The 24,771-nt window shown below is 35.2% G+C and carries 23 protein-coding genes and 2 tRNA genes; 11 read left to right on the top strand and 14 right to left on the bottom strand.

The genetic code is table 11. The features are described 5' to 3' along the window. Positions 1–136: 136 nt before the first annotated feature. The 3 genes from G3A47_RS08590 to G3A47_RS08580 all read right to left on the bottom strand — a co-directional run bounded on the left by G3A47_RS08590 (position 137) and on the right by G3A47_RS08580 (position 2,406). Positions 137–1,087, bottom strand: coding sequence for an ABC transporter ATP-binding protein (locus tag G3A47_RS08590; RefSeq protein ID WP_166921751.1), 951 nt, complete (start codon positions 1,085–1,087; stop codon positions 137–139). A gap of 102 nt (positions 1,088–1,189) precedes the next feature. Then, positions 1,190–1,885, bottom strand: a complete 696-nt coding sequence (locus G3A47_RS08585) for an OmpA family protein (protein ID WP_166921750.1) — start codon at positions 1,883–1,885, stop codon at positions 1,190–1,192. A gap of 17 nt (positions 1,886–1,902) precedes the next feature. After that, positions 1,903–2,406 (bottom strand): lipocalin family protein, encoded by a 504-nt coding sequence (locus tag G3A47_RS08580; RefSeq protein ID WP_166921749.1) that lies wholly within the window; start codon positions 2,404–2,406, stop codon positions 1,903–1,905. Positions 2,407–2,610: 204 nt separating this feature from the next. On the opposite strand from G3A47_RS08580, the gene htpG reads away from it, so the two are divergent. From htpG to G3A47_RS08565, 3 genes are all read left to right on the top strand, one after another. Beyond that, the gene (gene htpG, locus G3A47_RS08575) at positions 2,611–4,494 is read left to right on the top strand and encodes a molecular chaperone HtpG (protein ID WP_166921748.1); all 1,884 of its coding nucleotides are present in this window, start codon (positions 2,611–2,613) and stop codon (positions 4,492–4,494) included. 604 nt (positions 4,495–5,098) lie between these two features. Further along, positions 5,099–5,920 carry a hypothetical protein gene (locus G3A47_RS08570; protein WP_166921747.1) on the top strand — a complete coding sequence of 274 codons (822 nt, stop codon included), beginning with the start codon at positions 5,099–5,101 and terminating at the stop codon, positions 5,918–5,920. A gap of 134 nt (positions 5,921–6,054) precedes the next feature. Beyond that, positions 6,055–6,771 (top strand): DUF4369 domain-containing protein, encoded by a 717-nt coding sequence (locus G3A47_RS08565; RefSeq protein ID WP_166921746.1) that lies wholly within the window; start codon positions 6,055–6,057, stop codon positions 6,769–6,771. 212 nt (positions 6,772–6,983) lie between these two features. Here G3A47_RS08565 and G3A47_RS08560 read toward each other — a convergent pair whose 3' ends face one another. The 8 genes from G3A47_RS08560 to idi all read right to left on the bottom strand — a co-directional run bounded on the left by G3A47_RS08560 (position 6,984) and on the right by idi (position 12,371). Beyond that, the gene (locus G3A47_RS08560; RefSeq protein WP_166921745.1) at positions 6,984–7,916 is read right to left on the bottom strand and encodes an alpha/beta fold hydrolase; all 933 of its coding nucleotides are present in this window, start codon (positions 7,914–7,916) and stop codon (positions 6,984–6,986) included. Between the two features lie 779 nt (positions 7,917–8,695). Then, positions 8,696–8,769, bottom strand: a tRNA-Thr gene (locus tag G3A47_RS08555). Between the two features lie 692 nt (positions 8,770–9,461). Beyond that, a tRNA-Thr gene (locus G3A47_RS08550) sits at positions 9,462–9,535 on the bottom strand. Between the two features lie 76 nt (positions 9,536–9,611). Further along, positions 9,612–9,878: a hypothetical protein gene (locus tag G3A47_RS08545; RefSeq protein ID WP_166921744.1), complete on the bottom strand. Its 267-nt coding sequence runs from the start codon at positions 9,876–9,878 to the stop codon at positions 9,612–9,614. 56 nt (positions 9,879–9,934) lie between these two features. Then, positions 9,935–10,903, bottom strand: coding sequence for a type I phosphomannose isomerase catalytic subunit (locus G3A47_RS08540; protein ID WP_166921743.1), 969 nt, complete (start codon positions 10,901–10,903; stop codon positions 9,935–9,937). Positions 10,904–10,947: 44 nt separating this feature from the next. Beyond that, complete coding sequence (locus G3A47_RS08535; RefSeq protein WP_166921742.1) at positions 10,948–11,406, bottom strand: peroxiredoxin; 459 nt, start codon at positions 11,404–11,406, stop codon at positions 10,948–10,950. A 1-nt stretch (position 11,407) separates the two neighbouring features. Then, positions 11,408–11,821, bottom strand: a complete 414-nt coding sequence (locus tag G3A47_RS08530; protein WP_047774169.1) for a 6-carboxytetrahydropterin synthase — start codon at positions 11,819–11,821, stop codon at positions 11,408–11,410. 22 nt (positions 11,822–11,843) lie between these two features. Then, positions 11,844–12,371: an isopentenyl-diphosphate Delta-isomerase gene (gene idi / locus G3A47_RS08525; protein ID WP_166921741.1), complete on the bottom strand. Its 528-nt coding sequence runs from the start codon at positions 12,369–12,371 to the stop codon at positions 11,844–11,846. Positions 12,372–12,772: 401 nt separating this feature from the next. Between idi and msrB the strand changes: the two genes are divergently transcribed. From msrB to G3A47_RS08505, 4 genes are all read left to right on the top strand, one after another. Next, entirely contained in the window at positions 12,773–13,222 is a 450-nt protein-coding gene (msrB, locus tag G3A47_RS08520) for a peptide-methionine (R)-S-oxide reductase MsrB (RefSeq protein ID WP_243860402.1), read from the top strand. A 6-nt stretch (positions 13,223–13,228) separates the two neighbouring features. After that, complete coding sequence (gene msrA, locus G3A47_RS08515; RefSeq protein WP_166921739.1) at positions 13,229–13,846, top strand: peptide-methionine (S)-S-oxide reductase MsrA; 618 nt, start codon at positions 13,229–13,231, stop codon at positions 13,844–13,846. Positions 13,847–14,115: 269 nt separating this feature from the next. Next, on the top strand, positions 14,116–15,531 hold the full coding sequence (locus tag G3A47_RS08510; protein ID WP_166921738.1) for an aminopeptidase P N-terminal domain-containing protein: 1,416 nt from the start codon (positions 14,116–14,118) through the stop codon (positions 15,529–15,531). Positions 15,532–15,662: 131 nt separating this feature from the next. Further along, positions 15,663–16,622 carry a quinone oxidoreductase family protein gene (locus tag G3A47_RS08505; protein WP_166921737.1) on the top strand — a complete coding sequence of 320 codons (960 nt, stop codon included), beginning with the start codon at positions 15,663–15,665 and terminating at the stop codon, positions 16,620–16,622. 92 nt (positions 16,623–16,714) lie between these two features. Here the strand turns inward: G3A47_RS08505 and G3A47_RS08500 are convergent, their stop codons facing one another. Next, positions 16,715–17,794 (bottom strand): DUF6630 family protein, encoded by a 1,080-nt coding sequence (locus tag G3A47_RS08500; protein ID WP_166921736.1) that lies wholly within the window; start codon positions 17,792–17,794, stop codon positions 16,715–16,717. 139 nt (positions 17,795–17,933) lie between these two features. Beyond that, positions 17,934–19,493, bottom strand: a complete 1,560-nt coding sequence (locus G3A47_RS08495) for an NAD(P)/FAD-dependent oxidoreductase (protein ID WP_166921735.1) — start codon at positions 19,491–19,493, stop codon at positions 17,934–17,936. 398 nt (positions 19,494–19,891) lie between these two features. Here G3A47_RS08495 and G3A47_RS08490 point away from each other — a divergent pair, with 398 nt between their 5' ends. Further along, on the top strand, positions 19,892–20,131 hold the full coding sequence (locus G3A47_RS08490) for a hypothetical protein (RefSeq protein ID WP_166921734.1): 240 nt from the start codon (positions 19,892–19,894) through the stop codon (positions 20,129–20,131). Between the two features lie 166 nt (positions 20,132–20,297). Here the strand turns inward: G3A47_RS08490 and recQ are convergent, their stop codons facing one another. Beyond that, positions 20,298–22,493 (bottom strand): DNA helicase RecQ, encoded by a 2,196-nt coding sequence (gene recQ / locus G3A47_RS08485; protein WP_166921733.1) that lies wholly within the window; start codon positions 22,491–22,493, stop codon positions 20,298–20,300. An 86-nt stretch (positions 22,494–22,579) separates the two neighbouring features. Here recQ and G3A47_RS08480 point away from each other — a divergent pair, with 86 nt between their 5' ends. Genes G3A47_RS08480 through G3A47_RS08470 form a run of 3 tightly spaced genes read left to right on the top strand, consistent with a single transcriptional unit; the run spans position 22,580 to position 24,706 of the window. Next, positions 22,580–23,545 carry a KpsF/GutQ family sugar-phosphate isomerase gene (locus tag G3A47_RS08480; RefSeq protein WP_166921732.1) on the top strand — a complete coding sequence of 322 codons (966 nt, stop codon included), beginning with the start codon at positions 22,580–22,582 and terminating at the stop codon, positions 23,543–23,545. Further along, positions 23,545–24,360, top strand: coding sequence for a twin-arginine translocase subunit TatC (gene tatC, locus G3A47_RS08475; RefSeq protein ID WP_166921731.1), 816 nt, complete (start codon positions 23,545–23,547; stop codon positions 24,358–24,360). The genes G3A47_RS08480 and tatC overlap by 1 nt, the downstream gene beginning before the upstream one ends. Continuing rightward, a complete protein-coding gene (locus G3A47_RS08470) occupies positions 24,353–24,706 on the top strand; it encodes a carboxymuconolactone decarboxylase family protein (RefSeq protein ID WP_166921730.1) in 354 nt (117 codons plus the stop codon). The genes tatC and G3A47_RS08470 overlap by 8 nt, the downstream gene beginning before the upstream one ends. Positions 24,707–24,771: the final 65 nt, after the last annotated feature.

The raw sequence follows: 24,771 nt of genomic DNA, 5'->3' as shown, positions 1-24,771 counted from the left end.
TAGCGAGCAAAAAAACTTTACGGTTAAAAGTTTAAACGCAAGGTTCGCAAAGGTTTACGCAATGCTCGCTAAGATTATTTTTTCAACAAATCCTGCGTACTTTGCGGTTAAAAACTTAAACGCTAAAAATCTCTTTCTATAAATAATTCAAACTCAGGAAAACATTTTCTTCAAGCGGCAGATCGATTTCGCTTTCAAAGAAAACCAATTGTCGTTTATAAACCGATTCTATCAGGTAATGATTCCCTCTAAAATAAGTTCTTCTGATTTTTACAGGTAGACTAGACTCCGTTACCATTTTAAACTGATGTGGATATACCAGCGTTTTATGTGCTTCATCTTCGTAAGGAACCAACAAATGTGTTGGTATTTCATTTACTTCTCCAAAAAGGGAGGCTACATATTTAGTTTGTGGATCTTCATAGATTGTTGTCGGATTATCTTTTATGATGATTTCACCGTTTCGCATTACGATTGCCTCGTCTGCAAACGACAAAGCATCTGTGCTGTCATGCGTTGCTATAATACAGGTAATTCCTTTTTGTTTTAAGTAACGAAATAAATTTCGTCTCAAGGCATTCTTACGAAATGCGTCAATCTGACTAAAGGGCTCGTCCAGCAAAATTACTTCCGGTTCTAAGGCCAAAACCCGAACCAAAGCTACTCTTTGCTGCTGTCCTCCACTTAAAAATTTAGCTTTCACATTAGAAAACTGATCCATTTCTACCATTTCGAGCAGTTCCTGAACACGCAATTTTTTCATGTTGGCAAAACCATTCGAAAGAAACTTCCCAACATTCTCTGCTACTGTTTCATAAGGAGACAAATCAAAATCCTGAGCCAGGTATTTCATAAAAGGCATTCCGGGAATCAGATTATATTTAGGTCCCAGGATAGGTTTTTCATTGTACAACATTTCTCCCTCATCCAGATTATACAATCCGTACATCAATTTAAGCAGCGTACTTTTTCCACAACCACTTTCTCCTATGATCGCAATATTCTGTCCTTTTTCTATTGAAAAAGTCACGTTCTTAATAACCGGTGTATCCGTATACGAAAAGGAGATATTTTTTATGTCAAGCATTGCGTTATAATTGAGGGGGCAAATTTACAATCTTTAAAACCGAAAGTCAAAAAAAAAGCTATTCATTACGAACAGCTTTTTTCAAATTATATTGTATAGAAATTATTTTCCTGCTTCAGTCTTAGCATCATTTACCATTTTATCGTTTGCGGTAATAGCAAATTCAACACGACGGTTTTGAGATCTTCCTTCAGGAGTATCGTTTGTTGCAATAGGATCGGCAATACCCAAACCTGAAGTTTTGAAACGACTTGCTTTTAATCCTTTAGAAACCAAATAAGCCTGAACAGATGCTGCTCTTTGTCCTGAAAGTGTCAAGTTGTACTCTGCTCTTCCTGTACTGTCTGTATAACCAAAGATTTCAATATTCGTTTCTCCATACTCTTTAAATACAGGAACCAATTTATCTAAATTTGTTTTTGCCTGAGCTGTCAATGTTGACTTATTAGTATCAAAACGAACTGCATTTTCGTTTAAAGTTAAGTGAATTCCTTCCCCTACTCTTTCTACATCTGCACCCGGCAACGCCTGATCGATTTCACGAGCTTGTTTATCCATTTTATTTCCAATTAGAGCTCCGGTTCCGCCACCAACAGCAGCTCCAATAGCAGCTCCTAGTGCAGCATTTCCACCACGTCCTAAATTGTTCCCTAAAATACCTCCGATAATTCCACCCGCAACGGCTCCGATTCCGGCTCCTTTTTGAGTATTATTTGCGTTTTTTACAGAATCACAACTTGCAAAAAAACTAGTTAAAACAAGTAAACTACTTAAACCAAATACTGTTATCTTTCTCATGTTATCTCTTTTTTATATTAATTAGTTCTTTGAAATTGGTATGTTACCTCTTTTGTTTGTCCGCCAACATTAATATTATCTATCAGCTGAAATGAATTATCTGTCAAACCTGCAACTTTTAGTAAGTATCCTGATTTAACATTTTTTGATTTGATTCCCGGCTCAACAATTTTAAGCACAAAAAGCCCCTGATTGTTGATACTCCAAACAATTGGAGAAGTAAATCCGGTACAACTTGGAGCTGTTAACGCCATTGTTCCTTTATTGTTATTGGAGATAAATTTCCAGGTACTTCCGATAAAACATTTAGAATCAGCAAGATCAAACGAACTTACTTTGATATAGTCAGAACCCGGATAAGATACATTGGTAAGTACCCAATTTCCTTTAATAGCTACTTGAGTAGGTCTGTCAAGTTTAGTTGAAAGTGTTGTAGCTTCTGTTGAAGCTGTTGAAGACGAAGCTGATTTACACGCAAACACCATCGTGGCAATCATGCAAATAAAAATAATTTTCTTCATTTTGTACATTTATTTAAGTTAATACTTACACACATAAGCAATTATTGTACCGCAAAGATACGATTCATTGAAATATCTTTTGTTTTAGAATCTTTTTTTTTTCTTTCATAATTAACACATCCGACATTTTGTCACGCAAAAAGCAATTGGTATTCTATTTGAATAAATGTAAGGCATTACATTAAACTAATAAAATTAAAAAATATGACAACAGGTAAAATTAATGTTTCAGTAGAGAACATCTTTCCCTTAATCAAAAAGTTCTTATACAGCGATCATGAAATCTTTTTACGTGAGCTGATTTCAAACGGAACTGACGCTACATTAAAATTAAAACACCTTATTAGTATTGGTGAGGCTAAAGTAGAATACGGAAATCCGGTTATCGAAATCAAAGTAGATAAAGAAGGTAAAAAAATCCACATCATTGACCAGGGATTAGGTATGACTGCTGATGAAGTAGAAAAGTACATTAATCAGGTTGCTTTTTCAGGTGCCGAAGAATTCCTTGACAAATACAAAGATTCTGCTAAAGATTCGGGAATTATTGGTCACTTTGGTCTTGGTTTCTATTCTGCCTTTATGGTTGCTGAAAAAGTAGAAATCCTTACAAAATCATACAAAGACGAACCGGCTGCACATTGGACATGTGACGGAAGTCCTGAATTTACTTTAGAACCATCTGACAAAACTTCACGCGGAACTGAAATCATTCTGCATGTAGCGGAAGATTCTCTTGAATTCTTAGAAGATTCAAAAATCAGCGGTTTATTGAACAAATACAATAAATTTATGCCTATTCCGATTAAATTCGGAACAAGAACAGAAACACTTCCAAAACCGGAAGATGCTCCTGAAGATTACATCAACGAGACTGTTGAAACGGACAACATCATCAACAATCCAAATCCGGCCTGGACCAAACAACCAACGGAATTAACTGACGAAGATTACAAAAACTTCTACAGAGAATTGTATCCAATGCAATTCGAGGATCCATTGTTTCACATTCATTTAAATGTTGACTATCCGTTTAACCTGACAGGAATTTTATATTTCCCGAAATTAGGTTCTGACATGCAGATCCAGAAAGACAAAATTCAATTGTACCAAAACCAGGTTTACGTTACTGATAACGTAGAAGGAATTGTACCTGAATTTTTGACTATGCTAAAAGGTGTTATTGATTCTCCGGACATTCCATTGAACGTTTCTCGTTCGGGCTTACAAGCTGATGGTGCCGTTAAGAAAATCTCTAACTACATCACTCGTAAAGTAGCAGACAAACTAAAAGCTTTATTTAACGAAAATCGTGCTGATTTTGAACAAAAATGGAACGATATTAAAATCGTTTTAGAATACGGAATGCTTTCTGATGATAAATTCTACGAAAAAGCAGGTGCGTTTGTATTGTACCCAACAGTTGACGATACTTACTTTACTATTGAAGAATTAAAAGAAAAGCTAAAAGACAACCAAACCGATAAAGACGGAAAATTGGTAATTTTATATGCCGGAAACAAAGATGCGCAACACTCTTATATCGAAACTGCAAAAGCAAAAGGATACGAAGTATTGCTATTAGACTCTCCTATTATCTCGCATTTAATTCAGAAAATTGAAGGAGATAATAACGGTTTAACTTTTGTTCGTGTAGATTCGGATCATATCGACAACTTGATCAAAAAAGAGGAAACTGCGATTTCTAAATTATCTGACGAAGAAAAAGAAACACTAAAAGCTTCTTTAGAAGCTTATATTCCAAAAGCTTATTCTGTACAATTGGAAGCTATGGACAGCCAGTCGGCTCCATTTATCATCACGCAACCTGAATTTATGCGTAGAATGAAAGAAATGAGTCAATCCGGTGGTGGCGGAATGTTCGGAATGGGGAATATGCCAGAAATGTACAATCTGGTTGTAAATACCAATTCTGATTTGGCTACAAATATTTTGAATACGGAAGACAAAACACATCAGGAACATTTGGTAAAACAAGCTTTAGATTTAGCTAAATTATCGCAAAACCTTTTAAAAGGTGAAGCCTTAACTGCTTTTGTAAAAAGAAGTTTTGAAATGATCAAATAATCCAATTCTATTTTAATTGGTCCGAAAGCCCGCAAGTTTTACGCTTGTGGGCTTTCTATTTTTAAAAAAGCCCTTGGTTTTCAGTTTACAGTCTCAACCAAAAGTTTACATTTTACAGCTACAGCTTAAAAAAAACTTCACGGTTCTCTTATGTTTGCCGGGAAATTTTTTCACGCAGATCCGGCAGATTTATTCAGATTGTTTTTATTGAAAACGCAAAACAAAAAAATCCACAAACTATGCGTACGTAAAAACTTGGCGTCTTGGCGTCTCCTATGTTTACGTAGAAATTTTTCACGCAGATTTGGCAGATTTATTCGGATTGTTTTTATCCGAGTCAAAAATAAAAATATCTGCAAAATCTGCAGAATCTGCGTGAATAAAAAACTTTGCGTCCTTTGCGAGAAATTTCCGCATGCAGATTTATTCAAATTGCTTTCATTGAAAACACAAAACAAAAAATCTGCAAAATCTGCGAGCGAAAAAAAACTTTACATTCCACTAAATTTAACACCAGTTCTAATTTTAAAAATTTCTGACAAACGAAACCTTTTTTTACTAATTTTGACCGCCCACTTTTATCTAACTATAAACTAATACCACTATGAAAAAAAGTTTTATTTTACTTTTAACATTTTGCGCAACAGCACTAATCTATGTTTCTTGCTCAAGTGACAAAAACGAAATCGTTACCCAGACAGATACTTCTTCCGTTAGAGCTTCTATGTTAATTGATGCCATCAATGAAATGGACCTCAAAACCGGATTAAAGCTAGCCTCTGACAACAGCACATCAAAACCGACTCAAGTAGCACCTGACACTTGCCCTTTAATCGCTCTCGAAAAAACTACTGCCGAAAATTACCCAAGAATTTTTACTGTAGATTATGGCACAGGTTGTACCGTTGATAAAATCACAAAAAAAGGAAAACTAAAAATCACCCTTACCGGACCGATTACTGCTGCAGGAAGCAAGATGACAATTGAAAGAATTGATTATGCTGTTAACCAATTTAAGCTAGAAGGAACTATCGAATACACCAACTCCACAACAGAGCAAACAGTCCCAAAGTGGACCAGAAAAGTAAGCAATGGAAAAATTACAACTTCTGACGGACGAATATTCTTAAATGAAGGAACTTACACTACAAGACAAACTGCAGGTGTAGCAACACCAACATTAGACGACAATGTTTATGAAATCACCAATGGTACTCATACCGTGATTTCAGACAAGGGCACTACATTAACCTTAACTATTTTACAAACTCTAATCAAAAAATACTCTTGTGAGTTTATCTCAAAAGGAAAATTAGAAATTCAGGGCGGATTTTTGAACGGAGTTATAGACTATGGAAACAATGATTGCGATAACGCTTATACCTATACTCAGGAGAACGGCAGTACTTATAATTTAACAATGTAACTCATTCATTTTTACAAAAATAAACTCATCCCAATTTAGAAATAGATTGGGATTTTATTTTTCATAAAAATTAAACCCTTACTTCTCCACATTCAAACTATTTTCTTTATTTTGCAGCAAAATCTAAAAAACCAATGAAAAAATCAATTATTGCCTTTGTTACTCTTGCCCTATTGGCATCTTGCGACAAAAAAGAAACTACTGACGGCTTACATCTTACCGGAAACATAAAAGGATTAAAAAACGGGACTTTATATATTCAAAGAGTTGCTGACACTTCACTTGTTGCCATTGACTCGATTAAAATTGACGGGAATTCAACTTTTGAAAAAGACATAAAACTGGACTCTCCGGAAATGCTTTATTTATTTTTGGATCGCGGTGTAACCAATTCACTGGACAACAACATTTTATTCTTTGCTGAACCCGGAAATCTAAATATCGAAACCAACTTAGATAATTTTATAGCTGCAGCTAAAATTACCGGATCTAAAAATCAGGAATTGTACGAAGAGTATAAAAAAATAAACTCTCGCTTTATTGATGAAAACCTTTCGATGGTAGAATCCAAATTTAAAGCTTTAAAAAGACAAGACCAGAAAGCAGTTGACAGCATTGACGCCAAACAACAGTCAAATATCAAAAGAAAATACTTATACGCTACCAACTTTGCCATCAATCACAAAGATCACGAAATAGCACCTTATATTGCGTTAGCTGAGATTTACGACATCAACGTTAAGTTTTTGGACACGATACAAAAATCAATGACTCCAAAAGTAGCGCAATCACTATATGGTAAAAAACTAACAAAATATGTTAGTGAAATTAAAAAGCAGGAACAAAAGTAATTTTTCATTCTATAAAAAATGCTCTGTAAAATTTTACAGAGCATTTTTATTTTGAAGCAATTCTATCGTTCTGAAAAGTCTAAAAAAGTTCCTCTTCGGAAAATCAAACGATAAAAACTGATTTCACGAATTAAAATAAGATTACTTCAAATAATACAATAACGATTACTTTTTATTTCTAAAAAACTGTAAGCCTGGTCCTATGCCACCAGCTACATCTCCATGATCTCCTTCATCAAGTATAGTAGGGCAACTTTATTTTTAACTAAAAAATCTTTCTCATCCTTTTCTATTTTCCCTACAGCTTCATCTTTTCCACCTAAAGAATATAACGTCTTAGCCAACATGGGGTTACCATCTAAAAGAACAGTATAATTTTTCATTTCGTTTAACTTTAATTTTGACACAACATTAAAGTAAGGTATCTCATAAGACTTAAGCTTTTCGATAATAGGCACTATTCCGTCTTTAAAAGCAACATGATTGTTTTTAGGTAGGTTATCAAAAAATACCTGAACACTCTTCATTCTCGTTCCTGAAAATACATACCCATCAGGATGTATTTTATTTGCTGACATATAATGCTGACTTACAAATCCACCATACGAATGACCATGTAAATAGACTATCTTATGGTTCGATTTTAACCAGGTAATCACTTTTTCGATTATGTTAACGGTCTTATCATTTACTTCCTGCGCATTGGCCTCTGTAAATAACATTCCACTTGCAAAAACGGTCGAATTAATATCATGAGCCTGTCTCATACCCAAAACTGAATGATTTAAAAACCCTTCCGCTTTTAGTCCGTCTTCCACTTTACCTAATAAATCATAATCTTCATGATCTACTATATGTATCGGTCCACCTCCAACGTAAACAACAACCGTATCTTTAATTTTGGAAAGGGAAACGTCACTATTATCTTTATTATAAACCAATTTTTGTAGCTCGTCAGGTACAGGCATACTAACATATGGCACCTCTTTTAATATTGGAAACCCTTCTTCCGGAACATCCTCATTAATTGGTTTAATCTTATTATTGTCCTCTTTGCTACATGATACAAAAAAAACTAACGAAACTAACGAGATAAACACAACAAAACTTGTAAATACAACTCTTTCTAATTTTCTTTTTTTCATTGTTTTCATTTTTTTACTACTACTCTTTTTGTTTGATAATACTTTGCTATTTTGGACGCAATTGTTTGAAGCAAAAAACTTCCATCATACATTTATATACTTTTAGAAAGTATAAAAGTTAATATCAAACCTAAAAAAAGTTGCAATAGACAAAACCAACAAGTTCATAATCGTAAGTTTTAAATTTATAAAAGCATAAATAAAATTCAATTTAGTTATTCTCAGATAAACTTCTCATCAAAATAACTTGTACCCCCAAGTCGTAAAAGATTATTTAAGTGATTAAGTATAAAATTTATGGTATTTTATAAAGAGAATTGTTTATCTCAACAGATTGCTAAAACGCACAAGGTAACATCAGACGGATATTTTCGGATCAAATCCAAAAGATGTGGATTTTTAGTTCCGGGAAGATAAAAACCTTTACGAGCTTTACATCTATTTAACTGCAAGGTTCGCAAAGGTTTTGCGCACTTTGCAGTTGAATTCTCACACTAAGCCGCTAAGTTTTTTTGCACGCAGATTTAGGAGATTGTTTTTATACATGTAGATTAGACTACTATTTTTGCTCTGTGATTACTATAAAAGCAATCTCAATAAATCGGTGTGTATTAAAAGAAACTTTGCGCCTTTGCGAGCAAATATCAAATCAACAGAATTCCAAACCACTTTGCGTAATCCCCAAGTTTTGCAACTGATCCCAAAAAAATCGAAATCACGACTTTCACTTTAGAGCAAAAAAAAAACCATTTGCTAATACAAATGGTTATTTTATGTTGAGCCGATAGAGGGACTCGAACCCACGACCTGCTGATTACAAATCAGCTGCTCTAGCCAGCTGAGCTACATCGGCCTCATTACGGGTGCAAATATAGGATGGTTTTTCGGTTTTCCAAAATAAATTTTAGCTTTTACCCTTATTTTTTTTGACAATTCTAACATTCAATTGGAAATGAGATTTTTAAAAATTAAAAAAGTTTTCCTTTATACTGAATTTTCCCAAAATAAGCTAAAACAACAAAGACCTTTACCTCTTTTTCGACTTCGTTTATGGCAACTGATCTTCTTATTTTGCATCATTTTTCTTTCTGTTACGGGGTCTCGTCGGAATTTCGACACAATGTTCTTCTGTCAAAATGCACAATTTGTTTAACCGCAAAGCCGCCAAGTTTTTTTGCACGCAGATTTAGCAGATCAGACTGATATTTTGGTTTTGCAATTAGATAGAAGCAATCTGCTAAATCTGCGTGAGAAAATTTCTCGCAAAGTCACGAAGGCACAAAGTTTTTTTTATTGATCCTCTTGGAATTTAGAATTTTCTTCTGAACCCGCAAAGCCGCCAAGTTTTTTTTGCACGCAGATTTAGCAGATCAGGCTGATATTTTGGTTTTGCAATTAGATAGAAGCAATCTGCTAAATCTGCGTGAGAAAATTTCTCGCAAAGTCGCGAAGACACAAAGTTTTTTTTTTATATTGATCCTCTTGGAATTTAGAATTTTAGCGCAAAAAAAAACCATCACAAAAGTGATGGTTAATTCTACGTTGAGCCGATAGAGGGACTCGAACCCACGACCTGCTGATTACAAATCAGCTGCTCTAGCCAGCTGAGCTACATCGGCCTCATTACGGGTGCAAAGATAAGGTGGATTTTCGTTTTTCCAAAATAAAATTGCACTTTTTTATACTTTTTTTTGCCTACAATTCGTTGATTTTAGCAATCAATTGATTAGCAGTTTGTTCCAATTCAACATTGATTTGTTTGAAGTGTGCTTTTTTATTTTCAACATCTTTTGCATTCACTTTAGTGATCAAAGTATCGAAAGCAGCAATAGCTTCGTCGATCAAAGCATTCGTTTCCGGAGTTGGATTTCCTGTCGTAGACATTTCGAATAAGTAAATTGCTTCAATAATATCACCTAATACGTAATTGATGTCTTTCTTTAAATTTTTAACGTTTGCCATTTTATTTTAATTTTAATTTGCGTCTGCAAAAGTACATATAATCTTTTTATTACGAGCTATGAAATGTAAATTTCTAAAATTGAAGCTTTTCCGGTCACCTCAAATGCATTTATCGAAGCAGGAACCAAAACGGTATCTCCTTTTATATAAGACTGTTTAAAACCATCAAACTCGATTTCGAAGCTTCCTTCCACACACATATATACGGTAAAAGTTTCTCCCGATTTAGATACAGCCATTTTATCTTCTAACGGAATAAAATTGGTTGTAAAATAAGGACAATCTACTACTACGTTAGAAGTATTTATTTCACTGTTGTATTTCTTTTGTGTATCTACCTTATTATAGTTGATCGCATCAAGCGCCAAATCTACGTGGAGTTCTCTTGTATTTCCTTCTGCATCTTTTCGATCAAAATCATACAAACGATACGTGATATCTGAAGTCTGCTGAATTTCGGCTACAACCAAACCGGCTCCTATTGCATGCACAGTTCCGGTTTCTAAAAAGAAAACATCTCCAGTTTTTGCTTTTACATCATCTAAAATCGAAACTAAGGTTTTATCGTTCAGGTGTTTCAAATACTCTTCTTTTCCTGAATCTTCTTTAAAACCTACAATAATTCTAGCATCTGTATCGGCCTGCAATACATACCACATTTCGGTTTTACCAAAGGAATTATGACGTTCTTTTGCTAAAACATCATTAGGATGCACTTGTATCGAGAGATCCTCACGAGCATCTAAATATTTAAACAACAATGGAAATTGTTTTCCAAAACGCTCATACACTTTAGTTCCTAAAATTTCGTTTGGCATCTCATCAATAAGTTCCATTAATGATTTTCCTTTCAAAGTCCCATTCACAACCACACTCACATCTCCTTCTACAGTAGACAATTCCCAGCTCTCGCCAGTAATTTTGGAAACAATTGGTTTGTTAAGGATCGTTTTTAATTTTTCTCCTCCCCAGATTCTTTCTTTTAAAATAGGGGCAAATTGTAAAGGGTACATTTTTGGATTCATGTTTTTTAAGAGGCGATTATCTTTGTTAATGTACTATATTTTATTTATAGTACTAATTCTTTAATGGTTACTAAGGCTTTAGGAATATGTTTGGAAGCATTCATGCTATCAAAAATCAGAATAACTACTCCATTCCGATCTATAATATAAGTTACTCTTCCCGGTAAAAGACCAAATAAATTATCGCGAACACCAAAAAGATGTCTTAATTTTTTATCTTGGTCTGACAACAGTATAAACGGTAATTGATGTTTATTGGCGAATTTATGATGTGATTTGACACTATCACTGCTTATTCCGATAACCTCGGCTCCGAGATCTTTGAAATCTTCGTACTGATCTCTAAAACTACAAGCTTCGGTGGTACAACCTGGTGTATTGTCTTTTGGGTAAAAATAAATCACCAGTGGCTTTCGACCCAAAACACTTTGGCTTTCAAAAACCTCTCCATGATTATCCTTTGCAGTAAAATTCGGAACTATATCTCCTATTTTTAATGACATTTTATTTTTCTCCTTTATAGGTTACAAAATTACGTTCTGTTTCATTCAAAACGATTTCGAGATCAAAATCGGGCTGAATTCTTTTTCTGATTTTATTCCATATCACAACAGCAATATTTTCAGCAGTTGGATTCAAATCCTGAAATTCAGGAACATCCAGATTCAGGTTTTTGTGATCAAACGGAATCTCTACTTCTTCAAGTATGATATCCGCTAATACTTTCACATCTATAACAAAACCGGTTTCCGGGTCAATTTTTCCTGTTACACTTACTGTTAAACCATAATTATGACCATGAAAATTAGGATTGTTACATTTTCCAAAAACAGCATTGTTCTTTTCTAATGTCCAATCTTTCCTGTGCAATCGATGTGCAGCATTAAAATGTGCTTTTCTTGATATGGTTACTCTCATTTAGGTTTTTGGTTAAGCATCATTAAATCTTATGGTCTTCTAAATAATGATAAAATTCATCAAAAATTATCTTAAACCATACGGTATACACTTCCGGATGTTTTTCAATATCTTCTTTTATATCTTCTATCTTCATCCATTTCCAATCTTCCACTTCGTCCGGATTAATCACAGGAGTCTCATCGTAATAGCCAATCATAACATGATCTAATTCATGCTCTGTCAAACCATTGTCAAAAGGAGCCTTGTAAATAAAATGGAACAGTTCTTTCAGCTCTGCTTTAAACCCCATTTCTTCAAACAATCTTCGGCTTCCAGCCTCCACATTGGTCTCTCCTTCACGTTGGTGACTGCAACATGTATTGGTCCATAACAAAGGTGAGTGATATTTTTGATGCGCACGTTGCTGTAACATTATTTCATTCTTATTATTTAAAATAAAAACAGAGAAAGCACGATGCAAAAGAGCCTTTTCATGTGCTTCTAATTTTGGCATTAAGCCAATTTGCTCATCATTTTGATTGACTAATATTACGTTTTCTTCTATCATAAGGCGTTTTGTACCAAACAAAAATACGAAAAAAGAAATGGCTTGAAAATCTCAGAGAAGATTGTGAAAAGTTTAACGAGCCAAAACATTTACAACCTGTTAATTTTCAAAACATTGCATTTACTAATTTTATAAAAAACCTTTAAAAACAAGCCTTAAAACTAAAAACAATCGGTTTACGTAAATACTAAAACGTTAAATCATACTTAAAAAAAATGCAATTGTAAAGTGTACGACATTTCAAAACCTTCTCTCGTCGTAACTTTGAAGCACAAAAATAAAGTAACATGAAAGCTACAAAAACAAAAACCCAATTTTTCAGCCTTTGCTTTTTAATTCCGCTGTTCATTTTTCAGGCATGCGGGCAAAACACAAAAAAAACAAATCCAAAAACGGTTAGCATGGAAAATAAAATCAACAAACCGGGGAATCCTTATTATTCGAACACAGACACCACTAAACTGAATGTAAGCAACGCCGAATGGAAAAAAGTACTTCCCGAAGATGTATATGCCGTGATGCGAGAAGCTGATACCGAGCGACCTTTTACCGGAAAATACTGGAAAAGCGACGAAAAAGGAACTTATTATTGTACCTCCTGCGGAAATAAGCTTTTCAAATCTACCGCTAAATTTTCGAGCAGTTGCGGATGGCCGAGTTTTTTTGAACAGGACAACAAAAAAAGCGTTGTTTATAAAAAAGATAATTCTCTCGGGATGGAAAGAATCGAAGCGCTTTGCGGCAGATGCGGCGGACACTTAGGCCACCTGTTTGATGACGGTCCGGAACCAACCGGAAAACGCTATTGCATGAATTCCATCGCACTTGATTTTATCCCGGACTCTAAATAAAAAACTATGAAAAATATATTTTTAACATGCGTCTTCGCGTTATCATTAAATAGCTTTGCCCAGAATACCACAACAAAAAAAACTTCAAACCTCGAAACCATTACTCTTGGTGGTGGTTGCTACTGGTGTGTTGAGGCGGTTTACGAGAATTTAAACGGAGTAAAATCTGTTGTTTCGGGTTTCGCGGGAGGAAAAGTTTCAAATCCGACCTACGAAGAGGTATGCAGCGGAACAACCGGCCATGCCGAAGTGGTTCAGATTACTTACGACAAAACGATAACGGATATCAACGAAATTTTTAAAGTTTTCTTTACCGTTCATGATCCGACAACATTAAACAGACAGGGAGCCGATGTTGGCACTCAATATCGCTCTGTAATTTTTTACAATAATCCGCAACAGAAAGCAGCAGCAGAAAGTATTATTGCACAGTTAAACAAAGCAAAAGTGTACGACAGTCCAATAGTCACAAAAATTGAACCTTTTACCAAGTTCTACAAAGCCGAAGATTATCATCAGAATTATTATGCAAACAACAAAAACCAACCGTATTGCAAAATGGTAATTCAGCCTAAGATAGAGAAATTTGAAAAAGTCTTCAAAAACCAACTCAAAAAGAAATAATTATTAATTCAGAAAGTAGCTGTTCGTTAAAGAGCGGCTATTTTTTTTGCCACTAATTGCACGAATTAGCACGAATTCTTTATCTCCAATTTTAATTTTGATCAGTGGCGTTGAAAAATAAGTTCGTTGAAAAAACGCTGTTTTTTTATACAAAAGTAATTCGTGCTAATTCGTGCAATTCGCGGTAAACTTCTTTTTCAAAATCAAATCATTTTTTTTGTAATTTGCGTTGATCAAAAAACTAACATTATCAACCAAAATCACTACAAATGAAACATTTAATTTTGTTTTTTTTATCCCTTTTTACAACCATCCAGGTTTGTTCTCAGGAAAATTTACCAACCGATTACCTCACTAAAGAATTTCACAAAGGACGTCGTGAAGCCTTTAGAGCTTTGATGCCTGCAAATTCTGTAGCTTTGATTTTCTCTTACCCTGAAAGAGTTTTTTCCCGAGATATCAATTACATTTTTCATCAGAATCCCGATATGTATTATCTGTCCGGTTACAAAGAACCAGATGCTGTTTTATTGATTTTTAAAGAGCCTCAAGGCACTAACGAAACCTACAATGAAGCCATTTTTGTCAGAGAAAAAAATGCGACAAAAGAAATGTGGACAGGAAGACGTTTAGGTGTTGACGCTACAAAATCTCAATTGGGGATTGCGACTGCTTTTAACGGAAAAGATTTTAAAGATTTTCCTATAGATTTTAAAAAATTCAAAACCATAATCTACGATAAAATCCCCACCGACATTAGCAATAACAAAAGCGGGGCTGACCTGTTCGGCTTATTGGAGACTTTTAAAACCAAAGCCGGAATCACAACAGAAGATGTCGCTTCTTTAGATCTTTTCAGAACTATTACAAGTACACTTCGAGAAATAAAAACACCGGAAGAATTGGTATTGATGCGCAAATCGGTTAAACTTTCCTGCGTTGCACATAACGAAGTAATGAAAGCGGTTGGGCCTGACATGAGTGAAAACGAAGCAGAAGGAATTCACACCTACATCCACAGAAGATATGGCGCAGAAGCCGAAGGTTACTCTCCAATTGTGGGTGCCGGAGCAAATGGATGTATCTTACATTACTCAGAAAACAACAGTACTAAAATAGACAATCAACTACTGTTAATGGATGTTGGATCGGAGTACCATGGCTATTCTGCCGATGTTACCAGAACAATTCCTGCAAACGGGAAATTTACAGCAGAGCAAAAAGCAATTTACCAATTGGTTTATGATGCTCAGGAAGCTGTTTTTGCAATTTGCAAAGAAGGTACACCTCTAGTGGCACTAAACGAGAAAGCCAAAGAAGTACTTGCAAATGGATTACTAAAACTGGGAATCATAAAAAACCTTAAAGACGTAAATCTTTACTACCCTCATGGATGCTCACATTTCCTTGGTTTAGATGTGCATGACAAAGGAAATTTTAAAGGTCCCGAAACCCTTTTAAAAGAAAACATGATTCTTACCGTTGAACCGGGAATCTATATCTCACCAAATAGCAACTGCGACAAAAAATGGTGGAATATCGGTGTTCGTATCGAAGACGACATCTTAATCAAAAAAAATACGTACGAAAATCTATCTATTGATTCACCAAGAAAATGGGACGAAATTGAAGCTTTGGCTAAGCAAAAAAGCACTTTTAATGAAATGGTTTTTCCTAAAATCTAATTTCACTTGACATATAAAACAGCAACCTCGTTTAAAAAATAAACGAGGTTTTTTTATGAAGTTTTATGAAAAGCTTTTTGATCTTCAAATGGATTTTTTCCTTTCTTTGTATTCTTAAAAAACAATTATAAATGAAAGCACTTACCTTTTCATCTTTCGGAGATTCAGCTGTTTTAGATTATATTGAGATCCCAAATCCACAATTAAAAAGTGATGAAATTTTAGTAGAAATGAAAGCTATCGGCTTAAACTTCGCCGATGTTTACAGACGAAAAGGAAATTATCATTTAAAGGGAAACCCTCCTTTTATTGCAGGTTACGAAGGAGCGGGAATAGTTGTTGATGCCAACAATAACTCTGACTATAAAGTTGGAGATCGTGTTGCCTTTGCTGATGTTCCATTCGCCAATGCCGAATTGGTAGCCGTAAATATCAACCATGTACTTCCTTTACCGGAAGCTATTTCATTTGAAACCGCCGCTTCAATATTGTTACAAGGTCTGACGGCTCACTATTTAGCTATAGACAGTCATAAAACAGCAAAAGGCGAAACCGTTTTAATTCATGCAGTTGCCGGTGGTGTTGGTCAGTTTTTAACGCAGATCAGTAAACTTTTAGGCGCAAATGTTATCGGTTTAACGTCTTCTGCAGAAAAAGCAAAAGTAGCAATTGAACAAGGCGCAGACCATGTATTTCTATATAATCAAGACTGGAAATCGGAACTTTTTAAAGTTGTTCCGAACGGTGTTGATGTTGTTTACGACAGTATCGGCAGCACATTGACCGAAAGTTTTGAAGTCACTAAAGAATGTGGACAGGTAGTTTTCTTCGGAATGGCGGGTGGTGACCCTGAACCCGTAAATCCGAGAATGCTGATGGATACTTCAAAAACGTTGACCGGTGGTGATTTATGGAGCTATTTAAATTCTAAAGAAGAAAGAATCAGAAGAGCCGATCAATTATTTAATTGGATTATTGAAGGGAAAGTTACACTTTCAACGCCAACTTCTTTCCGATTGTCAGAAGGAAAACTGGCTCATGATTACCTTGAAAGCCGTAAAAGTACCGGGAAGATAATTCTGATTCCGTAATTTTTTTGCCGCTAATTACACTAATTTTCGCTAATTTTTTTTCTAAATATTTCAATTCGTGAAAATTCGCGTAATTCGCGGCAAGACTTTTTCTATAATTGATGAATTTCCATCTTAGTTAATTCAGATAATTCAACAATTCTGTTCACTTCTTCTTTTTTTACAATAAAGAACAGATAACTGTCTCCTTTGGTATCGTAATTCATTAACTCCAAATTTTGCTTTGTTAATTCTGCTTGAATGTAAGGAAACAAATCATGACTGTATGTTTCTTCGGGGTATTCAAAGCTAAACGTTTCTCCAAGCATTTCAGAAACAAACCACTCTGCATCTTCAGGATCAAATTTCCAGTCACTGTACCAGCAATTTACCCCTTCAAAGAAATCAAAATCTTCCTCATACTCCTCCTCGTCTTCTTCTCTTCCATAATTTTCAAAAAGAACCTGAGCTTGATTTTTCAACAATTCCCCTTCCAGATCTCCTCTGGAAATTAGCTGTAAAAACTCTTCAAAATCCTCAATAGTGACTTCGTCAAACATCAGGCTTTCAGAAGAAGGCAGAACAAGACTTTCAGGCAATTCAATTTGCAAATACTCACATATTCCCTGCAATACATTTTCAAAATCTTTAAAACCTATTTTTTCAAGATCATTTTTAGGTTTACTTAGATCAACATATTCTGTTTCTAAAAGCCCTTTCACATAGTCGTCAAAATAACTGTTTGTATACAATATTTTAAAATCATTCGCTTCAGAACTATTTGTACAGCAGAAGAAGATAATAAAATTTTGTGGAATATAATTCAAGCCCTCTTTCATTTCGGGAGTTGGTTTTGAGAAAAACTGAATATGAATATAATCGTAGTCCAAAGCTTCTTGACTATCCTCTTCCGAAACTTCCGTAATACCAACTCTTTTATTTAATTCATTTAAGACTTCATAAACATTTTTAAAACCGCTATTACTAATTTCATTTCTTCCCGCCTCATGAGCAAAAGAATCCGGAAAAGAATACAAGTTAACAAATACGTTATCGCTAACACCTTTCATTCTAAAATCAAAACGATTTTGTTCATCATACAGATACGCATAAATCTTATCTAAGACATCAAAACTTACTATAGATTTAGGATTGTTATTTCTTCCGAAAAGATTTGAAAAAAAGTTAGTCATAAAAACCAATTTATTATAAAATTTGTACAATCACCTAAGTGTGCGTATTTCAAATATCAAAATTGTAATTCGTAAAAATTTGTGCAATAGTTTCGCCTGTTCACTATTGCTCGGGTCGCGCCGACCTTTTCTATAAAACTTATTTCAGGGCTTCGGCAATCATCAAAGCACATTTTTCTCCGTCAATTGCAGCAGAAATAATTCCACCGGCATAACCAGCTCCTTCTCCACACGGATACAAACCTTTTATTTGCAAATGTTCGTAAGTTTCGGGATTTCTCGGAATACGAACCGGAGATGACGTTCTGCTTTCGGGAGCGTGCAAAATCGCTTCGTTGGTCAAATAACCACGCATTGATTTTCCGAATTCTTTAAATCCTTCGCGCAAAATCTGTGATAAAAATCCCGGAAAGACCTGCCCCATTTCTACCGAAGTCGTTCCCGGAACATAAGATGTTTTCGGAATATCTAACGATACTTTATTCTGTGTAAAATCAACCATACGTTGTGCGGGCACTTTTTGGGTTTCTCCCGCCAAACGCCATGCTTTTTGCTCGATACTCTTTTGAAACTCCATTCCGGCCAAAGCACCGTATTTTGCAAAAGGCTTAAAATCTTCAATTTTCAATTCGATCACAATTCCTGAATTGGCAGTCACCTGATCTCTTTTAGAAGGCGACCAACCGTTTGTAACTACTTCTCCGGGACTCGTTGCACAAGGCGCAATTACACCACCGGGACACATACAGAACGAATACATTCCACGTCCGTTAACCTGTTTCACAATAGAATAAGGTGCCGGAGGCAAATGCTCGCCGCGATAATCACAACTATACTGAATACTATCTATTAATTCTTGTGAATGCTCAGCACGAACTCCCAAAGCAAAAGGTTTTGCTTCGATAAAAATCTTCTTTCGGTCCAATAATTCAAAAATATCCCGTGCCGAATGACCGGTTGCTAAGATTAATTTATTGGCGTGAATAGTATCTCCGTTTTGAGTCACAATTCCCTCTACTTCATTATTTTTTACCAAAATATCAGTTACTCGCGTATCAAACAAAACCTGACCACCAAATTCGATAATTTTCTTTCGAATGTCTTCGATGATTTTTGGTAATTTATTGGTCCCGATATGTGGGTGTGCTTCTACCAATATATCTTCAGAAGCTCCAAAAGCAACTAATAATTCTAATATTCTGGTCACATCACCACGTTTTTTAGAACGAGTATACAATTTCCCGTCCGAATAGGTTCCTGCGCCACCCTCGCCAAAACAATAATTGGAATCTTCATTAACCAAATGATCCACGTTTATCGCTTTTAAGTCACGTCGGCGACCACGAACGTCTTTTCCTCGTTCGATTAGAATTGGTTTTAATCCTAATTCAATTAATTGCAATGCCGCAAAAAGTCCTGCCGGTCCTGCTCCAACCACAATTACTTCCTGAGCTTTTGAAACATCCTTATAGACAGGTAATTCTATTTTTGTTTCCTGAAAAGGCTCACCTACTAAATAAATCAGCACTTTTAAATTGATTTTAATCGCTTTCTGACGTGCGTCTATTGATCGCTTCAGAATAGAAACATGTTGAATTTCTTTAGGTGAAACCTTTATTTGTTTAGACAAATAGTCACGAAGCAACAAGTCATTTGCTGCAATTTCCGGTGTTACCTGAAGTAAAAGTTCTCTTGGCATTGTATTTTATTTATTCTATTAGCTTTTCTTTCTATGAAAAGAACATGCAAAAGTACTATTTTGAACTGAATTTGTTTAAACCCTGAACCCGATTGTTGAATAGTAATTTTAAGCCACAAGAAAAAATCCTTTAAATCCGAGAAATCTGTGGCTAGTTTTTTTGCCACTAATTTCACTAATTAACACAAATTACTTTGGGCTCGATTATTAAATTGTAGTATAAATAGTCAAGCTCCGATTAATAATAAAATTAAAGAAAAATCCCTGTAATCTGTGAAATCTGTGGCTAGTTCTTTTGCCACAGATTAAATCGATTAGACTGATTATCTCTAAGTTTAATCTATTTTAAAAACAGTCTTTGTACCTTTGCCTCTCAGAACCTTTGCACCCTAAAAACAATGTCCAGAAAAATAAAACTGATTTGGGATTTTCGTGGCCCTGCAGCTGCAAAAACAGCCGAACATCACGAAATTCATTTAAAAGAATATATTACAATAGAAAAGCTCCCATTGAATATTACAGGTTATAAAATTGTAAACGATATGCATGCTACCGCATTTATGGTAGTTGTTGAAGAAAACATGATTGCTGTAAGAGATGCTTTGAAACCGCATCGTGGGGAAATACATGAGGAATAAAATTCCAATATTTGAAATTCCAAATTCCAAACTATTTCACGCTTTTGTTATCGCTTGAACCCAAATTACAATGTTGGAAAAATTTCTAAAAATGAAAAATCCAAATTCCATGACTTCTCAGTTGGAATTTGGATTTTTTTTATTTTAAAACTTGGAATTTCCCCCCCTAGTTCGCTACTTCGCTAATAAATTTTATTCTCATCAAACGCAATTCATCGATATCGTAGTCTCCGTCAAATTCTTTTAGCGCGTCTTCGATTTTATCCGATTCTGATTCCATGAAATAATCGTGAATTTCTTCCTGCTGATCGTCATCAAGCATATCGTCCAGCCAATATTTGATATTCAGCTTTGTTCCTGAATATACAATTTGTTCCATTTCTTTAATCAAAGCATCCATGGTCAGGCCTTTTGCAGAAGCAATATCGTTTAAAGATAATTTTCGGTCAATATTCTGAATGATATACAACTTATTGGCAGAGTTTACTCCGGTAGATTTTACCACTAAATCATCCGGGCGAATGATATCATTATCTTCTACATAACGATTGATGAGGGTAATAAAATCTCCACCGTATTTTTTTGCTTTCCCTTCACCAACTCCGTGGATGTTGTATAATTCTGTTAAGCTGATCGGGTATTTTAAAGCCATATCTTCCAGAGAAGGATCCTGGAAAACAACGAAAGGAGGAACTCCCAGTTTTTTGGCTACTTTTTTTCGCAGTTCACGCAACATTCCCATCAAAACTTCATCGGCAGTACCGGATGACTTAGAAGCTGTTACTATTGCATCGTCTTCAGACTCACTATACTCATGATCTTCGGACATCATAAACGAAACCGGTTTTTTAATAAAATCCAATCCGCTTTTGGTAATTTTTATAATTCCGTAGGTTTCAATGTCTTTCGACAAATAGCCCATTACCAGAACTTGTCTTAGCAGTGCCATCCAATATTTCTCATCATGATCAGCTCCTGATCCAAAGAAAGATTGCGTATCTGTTTTATGTGCTTTAATTACCGCATTAACACGACCAATTAAGGTAAAAACAATTTCTTTTGATTTATAAATATGTTTGGTATCCCGGACAATTTCCAACAATTTGACAACTTGTTCCTTTGCTTCAACACGGGTTTTAGGATTACGAACATTATCGTCCATATCTGCGCCTTCCCCATTCTCGCTATCAAATTCTTCACCAAAATAATGCAACAGAAATTTTCTCCGCGACATCGAAGTTTCAGCGTATGCTACTACTTCCTGTAATAAAGCAAAACCTATTTCCTGTTCTGCAACCGGTTTTCCGGACATAAATTTCTCCAGCTTTTCTACATCTTTATAGGAGTAGTATGCTAAACAATGTCCTTCTCCGCCATCACGTCCGGCACGTCCGGTTTCCTGATAATAACTTTCTAATGATTTTGGAATATCATGGTGAATTACAAAACGAACGTCCGGTTTGTCGATTCCCATTCCGAATGCGATTGTTGCTACCACTACATCTACATCTTCCATCAAAAACATATCCTGATGTTTGGCTCTTGTTTTAGCATCTAAACCTGCGTGATACGGTACGGCACTGATGCCATTTACTTGTAAAACTTCGGCTACGGATTCTACTTTTTTGCGGCTCAGGCAATAAATAATTCCTGACTTCCCTTTATGCTGTCTGATAAACCGAATAATATCAGATTCTATATTTTTTGTTTTAGTACGAACTTCGTAGTATAGATTAGGTCTGTTGAATGACGCCTTAAAGGTTCTGGCATCAGACATATCCAGATTCTTCAGGATATCTTCCTGAACTTTTGGCGTTGCAGTAGCCGTAAGACCTATAATAGATACTTTACCTAATTGTTTGATAATATTTTTCAGATTTCTGTATTCCGGTCTGAAATCATGACCCCATTCTGAAATACAATGCGCTTCATCAATAGCAACAAATGAAATCGGCACACTTTGTAAAAACGCCACATACTCTTCTTTTGTCAAAGATTCGGGGGCCACGTACAATAACTTGGTTAAGCCCGAAGTAATGTCTTTTTTAACCTGCGCGATTTCAGTTTTGGTAAGGGAAGAGTTCAATACATGCGCAATTCCGTTTTCCGAGGAAAGGCTTCGAATCGCATCGACCTGATTTTTCATCAGAGCAATTAAAGGAGAAACAACAATAGCTGTTCCCTCTTGAATTAAAGCGGGTAATTGATAACAAAGAGACTTTCCACCGCCCGTAGGCATTATCACAAAAGTATTCTTTTTATCCAGGATACTCGTAATGACTTGCTCCTGCAAGCCTTTAAATTGGCTAAAGCCGAAATACTTCTTTAATTCCTTGTGTATTTCAATTTCGTTTGAATTCATTCTTTATATTAATGGTATTTTGTATAAATTTGCAACACATAAAGATACAACTTTCTTTTACACATACAAATTTTAAATATTCTGTTTTGATCACAAAAGAAAATATATTAGCGATAGCAAAAAAAACAATACTCTCTGAAAGCCAAGCAATTACAAAACTAATTGATTTTCTCGATGAAAATTTCTACGAAGCAACCCAACGCATATACGAAACTAAAGGCCGATTAATCGTTACCGGCATCGGAAAAAGCGCCATCATTGCACAAAAAATGGTTGCCACTTTTAACTCTACCGGAACGCCATCAATGTTCTTGCACGCCTCTGAAGCGATTCATGGCGACTTGGGAATGATCCAGAAAGAAGACATTATTATCTGTATTTCGAAAAGCGGAAATAGTCCTGAAATAAAAGTTTTAGTTCCGTTATTAAAACGTTTTGGAAACATTTTAATCGGAATTACCGGAAACACAACTTCCTTTTTAGCAAAAGGTTCTGATTACGTTCTAAACACTACGGTTGATATGGAAGCCTGCCCTATAAATCTGGCTCCAACAAACAGCACCACGGCACAGCTTGTAATGGGAGATGCTCTTGCAGTTTGCCTGATGGAAATGCGCGACTTTAAACCGGAAGATTTTGCAGTATATCATCCTGGTGGAGCTCTAGGAAAAAAACTATTGCTTCGCGTAAAAGATATGATTGAGAATTCACTAAAACCAATGGTCTCACCTGACACCTCAGTTAAAAAAGTTATATTTGAAATATCCGAAAAGAGATTAGGTGTAACAGCAGTAATAGAAAACGATAAAATAGTCGGAATTATTACCGATGGAGATATCAGAAGAATGCTGAATGACCGCGATACATTTGCCGAATTAACCGCTAAAGATATTATGACTAAAAATCCTAAATTAGTATCCTCTGATACGATGGCAGTGGATGCCTTAAATATTTTAGAAGATTTTTCAATAACTCAATTGATTGTTTCGGATAACGGGACCTATAAAGGCGTTTTACATTTACATGACATTTTAAAAGAAGGAATCGTATAATGGCAAAGAAAAATCTTAACGAAATGTCGTTTTTAGATCATCTTGAAGAACTAAGATGGTTATTAGTAAGAAGTACGATCGCAGTAGTCGTAATGGGAATTGTGACTTACTTTGTGAGTGACTATTTATTCGACAGTGTTCTTTTAGGACCAACACGTCCGACGTTTTTTACGTATCAATATTTTTGTCAGTTATCACATCAATTGGGTTTTGCTGACAACATTTGTATTACGGAGTTGAATTTCATTATTCAGAATACCGAAATGGAAGGTCAGGTAAATATCTTCGTATGGATGTGTCTACTGGCCGGTTTTGTGCTAAGTTTCCCTTATATCTTATGGGAAGTTTGGAAATTTATCAGTCCGGCATTGTATGAAAAAGAAAGAAAAAATGCTAAAGTTTTTATTTTCACTTCTTCTTTGCTGTTCTTTTTAGGGGTTTTATTTGGTTATTATGTGGTCATCCCGATGTCTGTTAATTTCGTTGCCACTTTCTCTGTGAGTGACGTCGTAAAAAATCAATTTACCCTAGATTCTTATATGGGAATGGTTAAAACAAGTATACTTGCGAGCGGATTGTTTTTTGAACTGCCAATCCTGATTTATTTCCTGACGAAATTAGGTTTAGTAACCCCTGATTTTTTAAGAAAATATTGGAAATACGCTGTAATAATCATTTTGATTGTTGCCGCAATTGTGACTCCGCCGGATGTGGTAAGTCAAACGATTGTTGCCATCCCAATGTTGATTATTTACGAAGTAAGTATCCTTATCTCTAAAATTGTTTATCGAAATAAAATAAAAGAAAATGTCTGATATTGTTCAAGAATTCAACGATTACCGTTCTAAAATGAACGAGAAACTACTTGCTGATAACAACAAAATTGTAAAGCGAATTTTTAACCTTGATACAAACGCATACGCTCCCGGAGTACTTGATGTAAAAACAAAAGAACTTTTAGGATTAGTTGCTTCAGCAGTTTTACGTTGTGATGACTGCGTAAAGTATCACTTGGAAACCAGCCACAGAGAAGGCGTTACAAAAGAAGAAATGATGGAAGCAATGGGAATTGCTACTTTAGTGGGAGGAACAATTGTAATTCCGCATTTAAGAAGAGCTTATGAATTCTGGGAGGCTCTGGAAGAAAACGCTGCAAATTAGATAATCTGATAATTAGTCAATTAGAAAATTTCATACGATATGTTAATTCGTTTAATTGATTAATT

The organism is Flavobacterium poyangense (assembly GCF_011751075.1).
Classification (GTDB): domain Bacteria; phylum Bacteroidota; class Bacteroidia; order Flavobacteriales; family Flavobacteriaceae; genus Flavobacterium; species Flavobacterium poyangense.
The sequence above is the reverse complement of the archived record's forward strand: the minus strand, read 5'-3'. Positions and strand labels throughout refer to the sequence as shown.

Bases quoted from the DNA above. Each gene is read 5' to 3' on its own strand.
- G3A47_RS08590 (WP_166921751.1), bottom strand. From the start codon at position 1,087: ATGCTTGACATAAAAAATATCTCCTTTTCGTATACGGATACACCGGTT.
- G3A47_RS08585 (WP_166921750.1), bottom strand. From the start codon at position 1,885: ATGAGAAAGATAACAGTATTTGGTTTAAGTAGTTTACTTGTTTTAACT.
- G3A47_RS08580 (WP_166921749.1), bottom strand. From the start codon at position 2,406: ATGAAGAAAATTATTTTTATTTGCATGATTGCCACGATGGTGTTTGCG.
- htpG (WP_166921748.1), top strand. From the start codon at position 2,611: ATGACAACAGGTAAAATTAATGTTTCAGTAGAGAACATCTTTCCCTTA.
- G3A47_RS08570 (WP_166921747.1), top strand. From the start codon at position 5,099: ATGAAAAAAAGTTTTATTTTACTTTTAACATTTTGCGCAACAGCACTA.
- G3A47_RS08565 (WP_166921746.1), top strand. From the start codon at position 6,055: ATGAAAAAATCAATTATTGCCTTTGTTACTCTTGCCCTATTGGCATCT.
- G3A47_RS08560 (WP_166921745.1), bottom strand. From the start codon at position 7,916: ATGAAAAAAAGAAAATTAGAAAGAGTTGTATTTACAAGTTTTGTTGTG.
- G3A47_RS08545 (WP_166921744.1), bottom strand. From the start codon at position 9,878: ATGGCAAACGTTAAAAATTTAAAGAAAGACATCAATTACGTATTAGGT.
- G3A47_RS08540 (WP_166921743.1), bottom strand. From the start codon at position 10,903: ATGAATCCAAAAATGTACCCTTTACAATTTGCCCCTATTTTAAAAGAA.
- G3A47_RS08535 (WP_166921742.1), bottom strand. From the start codon at position 11,406: ATGTCATTAAAAATAGGAGATATAGTTCCGAATTTTACTGCAAAGGAT.
- G3A47_RS08530 (WP_047774169.1), bottom strand. From the start codon at position 11,821: ATGAGAGTAACCATATCAAGAAAAGCACATTTTAATGCTGCACATCGA.
- idi (WP_166921741.1), bottom strand. From the start codon at position 12,371: ATGATAGAAGAAAACGTAATATTAGTCAATCAAAATGATGAGCAAATT.
- msrB (WP_243860402.1), top strand. From the start codon at position 12,773: ATGGAAAATAAAATCAACAAACCGGGGAATCCTTATTATTCGAACACA.
- msrA (WP_166921739.1), top strand. From the start codon at position 13,229: ATGAAAAATATATTTTTAACATGCGTCTTCGCGTTATCATTAAATAGC.
- G3A47_RS08510 (WP_166921738.1), top strand. From the start codon at position 14,116: ATGAAACATTTAATTTTGTTTTTTTTATCCCTTTTTACAACCATCCAG.
- G3A47_RS08505 (WP_166921737.1), top strand. From the start codon at position 15,663: ATGAAAGCACTTACCTTTTCATCTTTCGGAGATTCAGCTGTTTTAGAT.
- G3A47_RS08500 (WP_166921736.1), bottom strand. From the start codon at position 17,794: ATGACTAACTTTTTTTCAAATCTTTTCGGAAGAAATAACAATCCTAAA.
- G3A47_RS08495 (WP_166921735.1), bottom strand. From the start codon at position 19,493: ATGCCAAGAGAACTTTTACTTCAGGTAACACCGGAAATTGCAGCAAAT.
- G3A47_RS08490 (WP_166921734.1), top strand. From the start codon at position 19,892: ATGTCCAGAAAAATAAAACTGATTTGGGATTTTCGTGGCCCTGCAGCT.
- recQ (WP_166921733.1), bottom strand. From the start codon at position 22,493: ATGAATTCAAACGAAATTGAAATACACAAGGAATTAAAGAAGTATTTC.
- tatC (WP_166921731.1), top strand. From the start codon at position 23,545: ATGGCAAAGAAAAATCTTAACGAAATGTCGTTTTTAGATCATCTTGAA.
- G3A47_RS08470 (WP_166921730.1), top strand. From the start codon at position 24,353: ATGTCTGATATTGTTCAAGAATTCAACGATTACCGTTCTAAAATGAAC.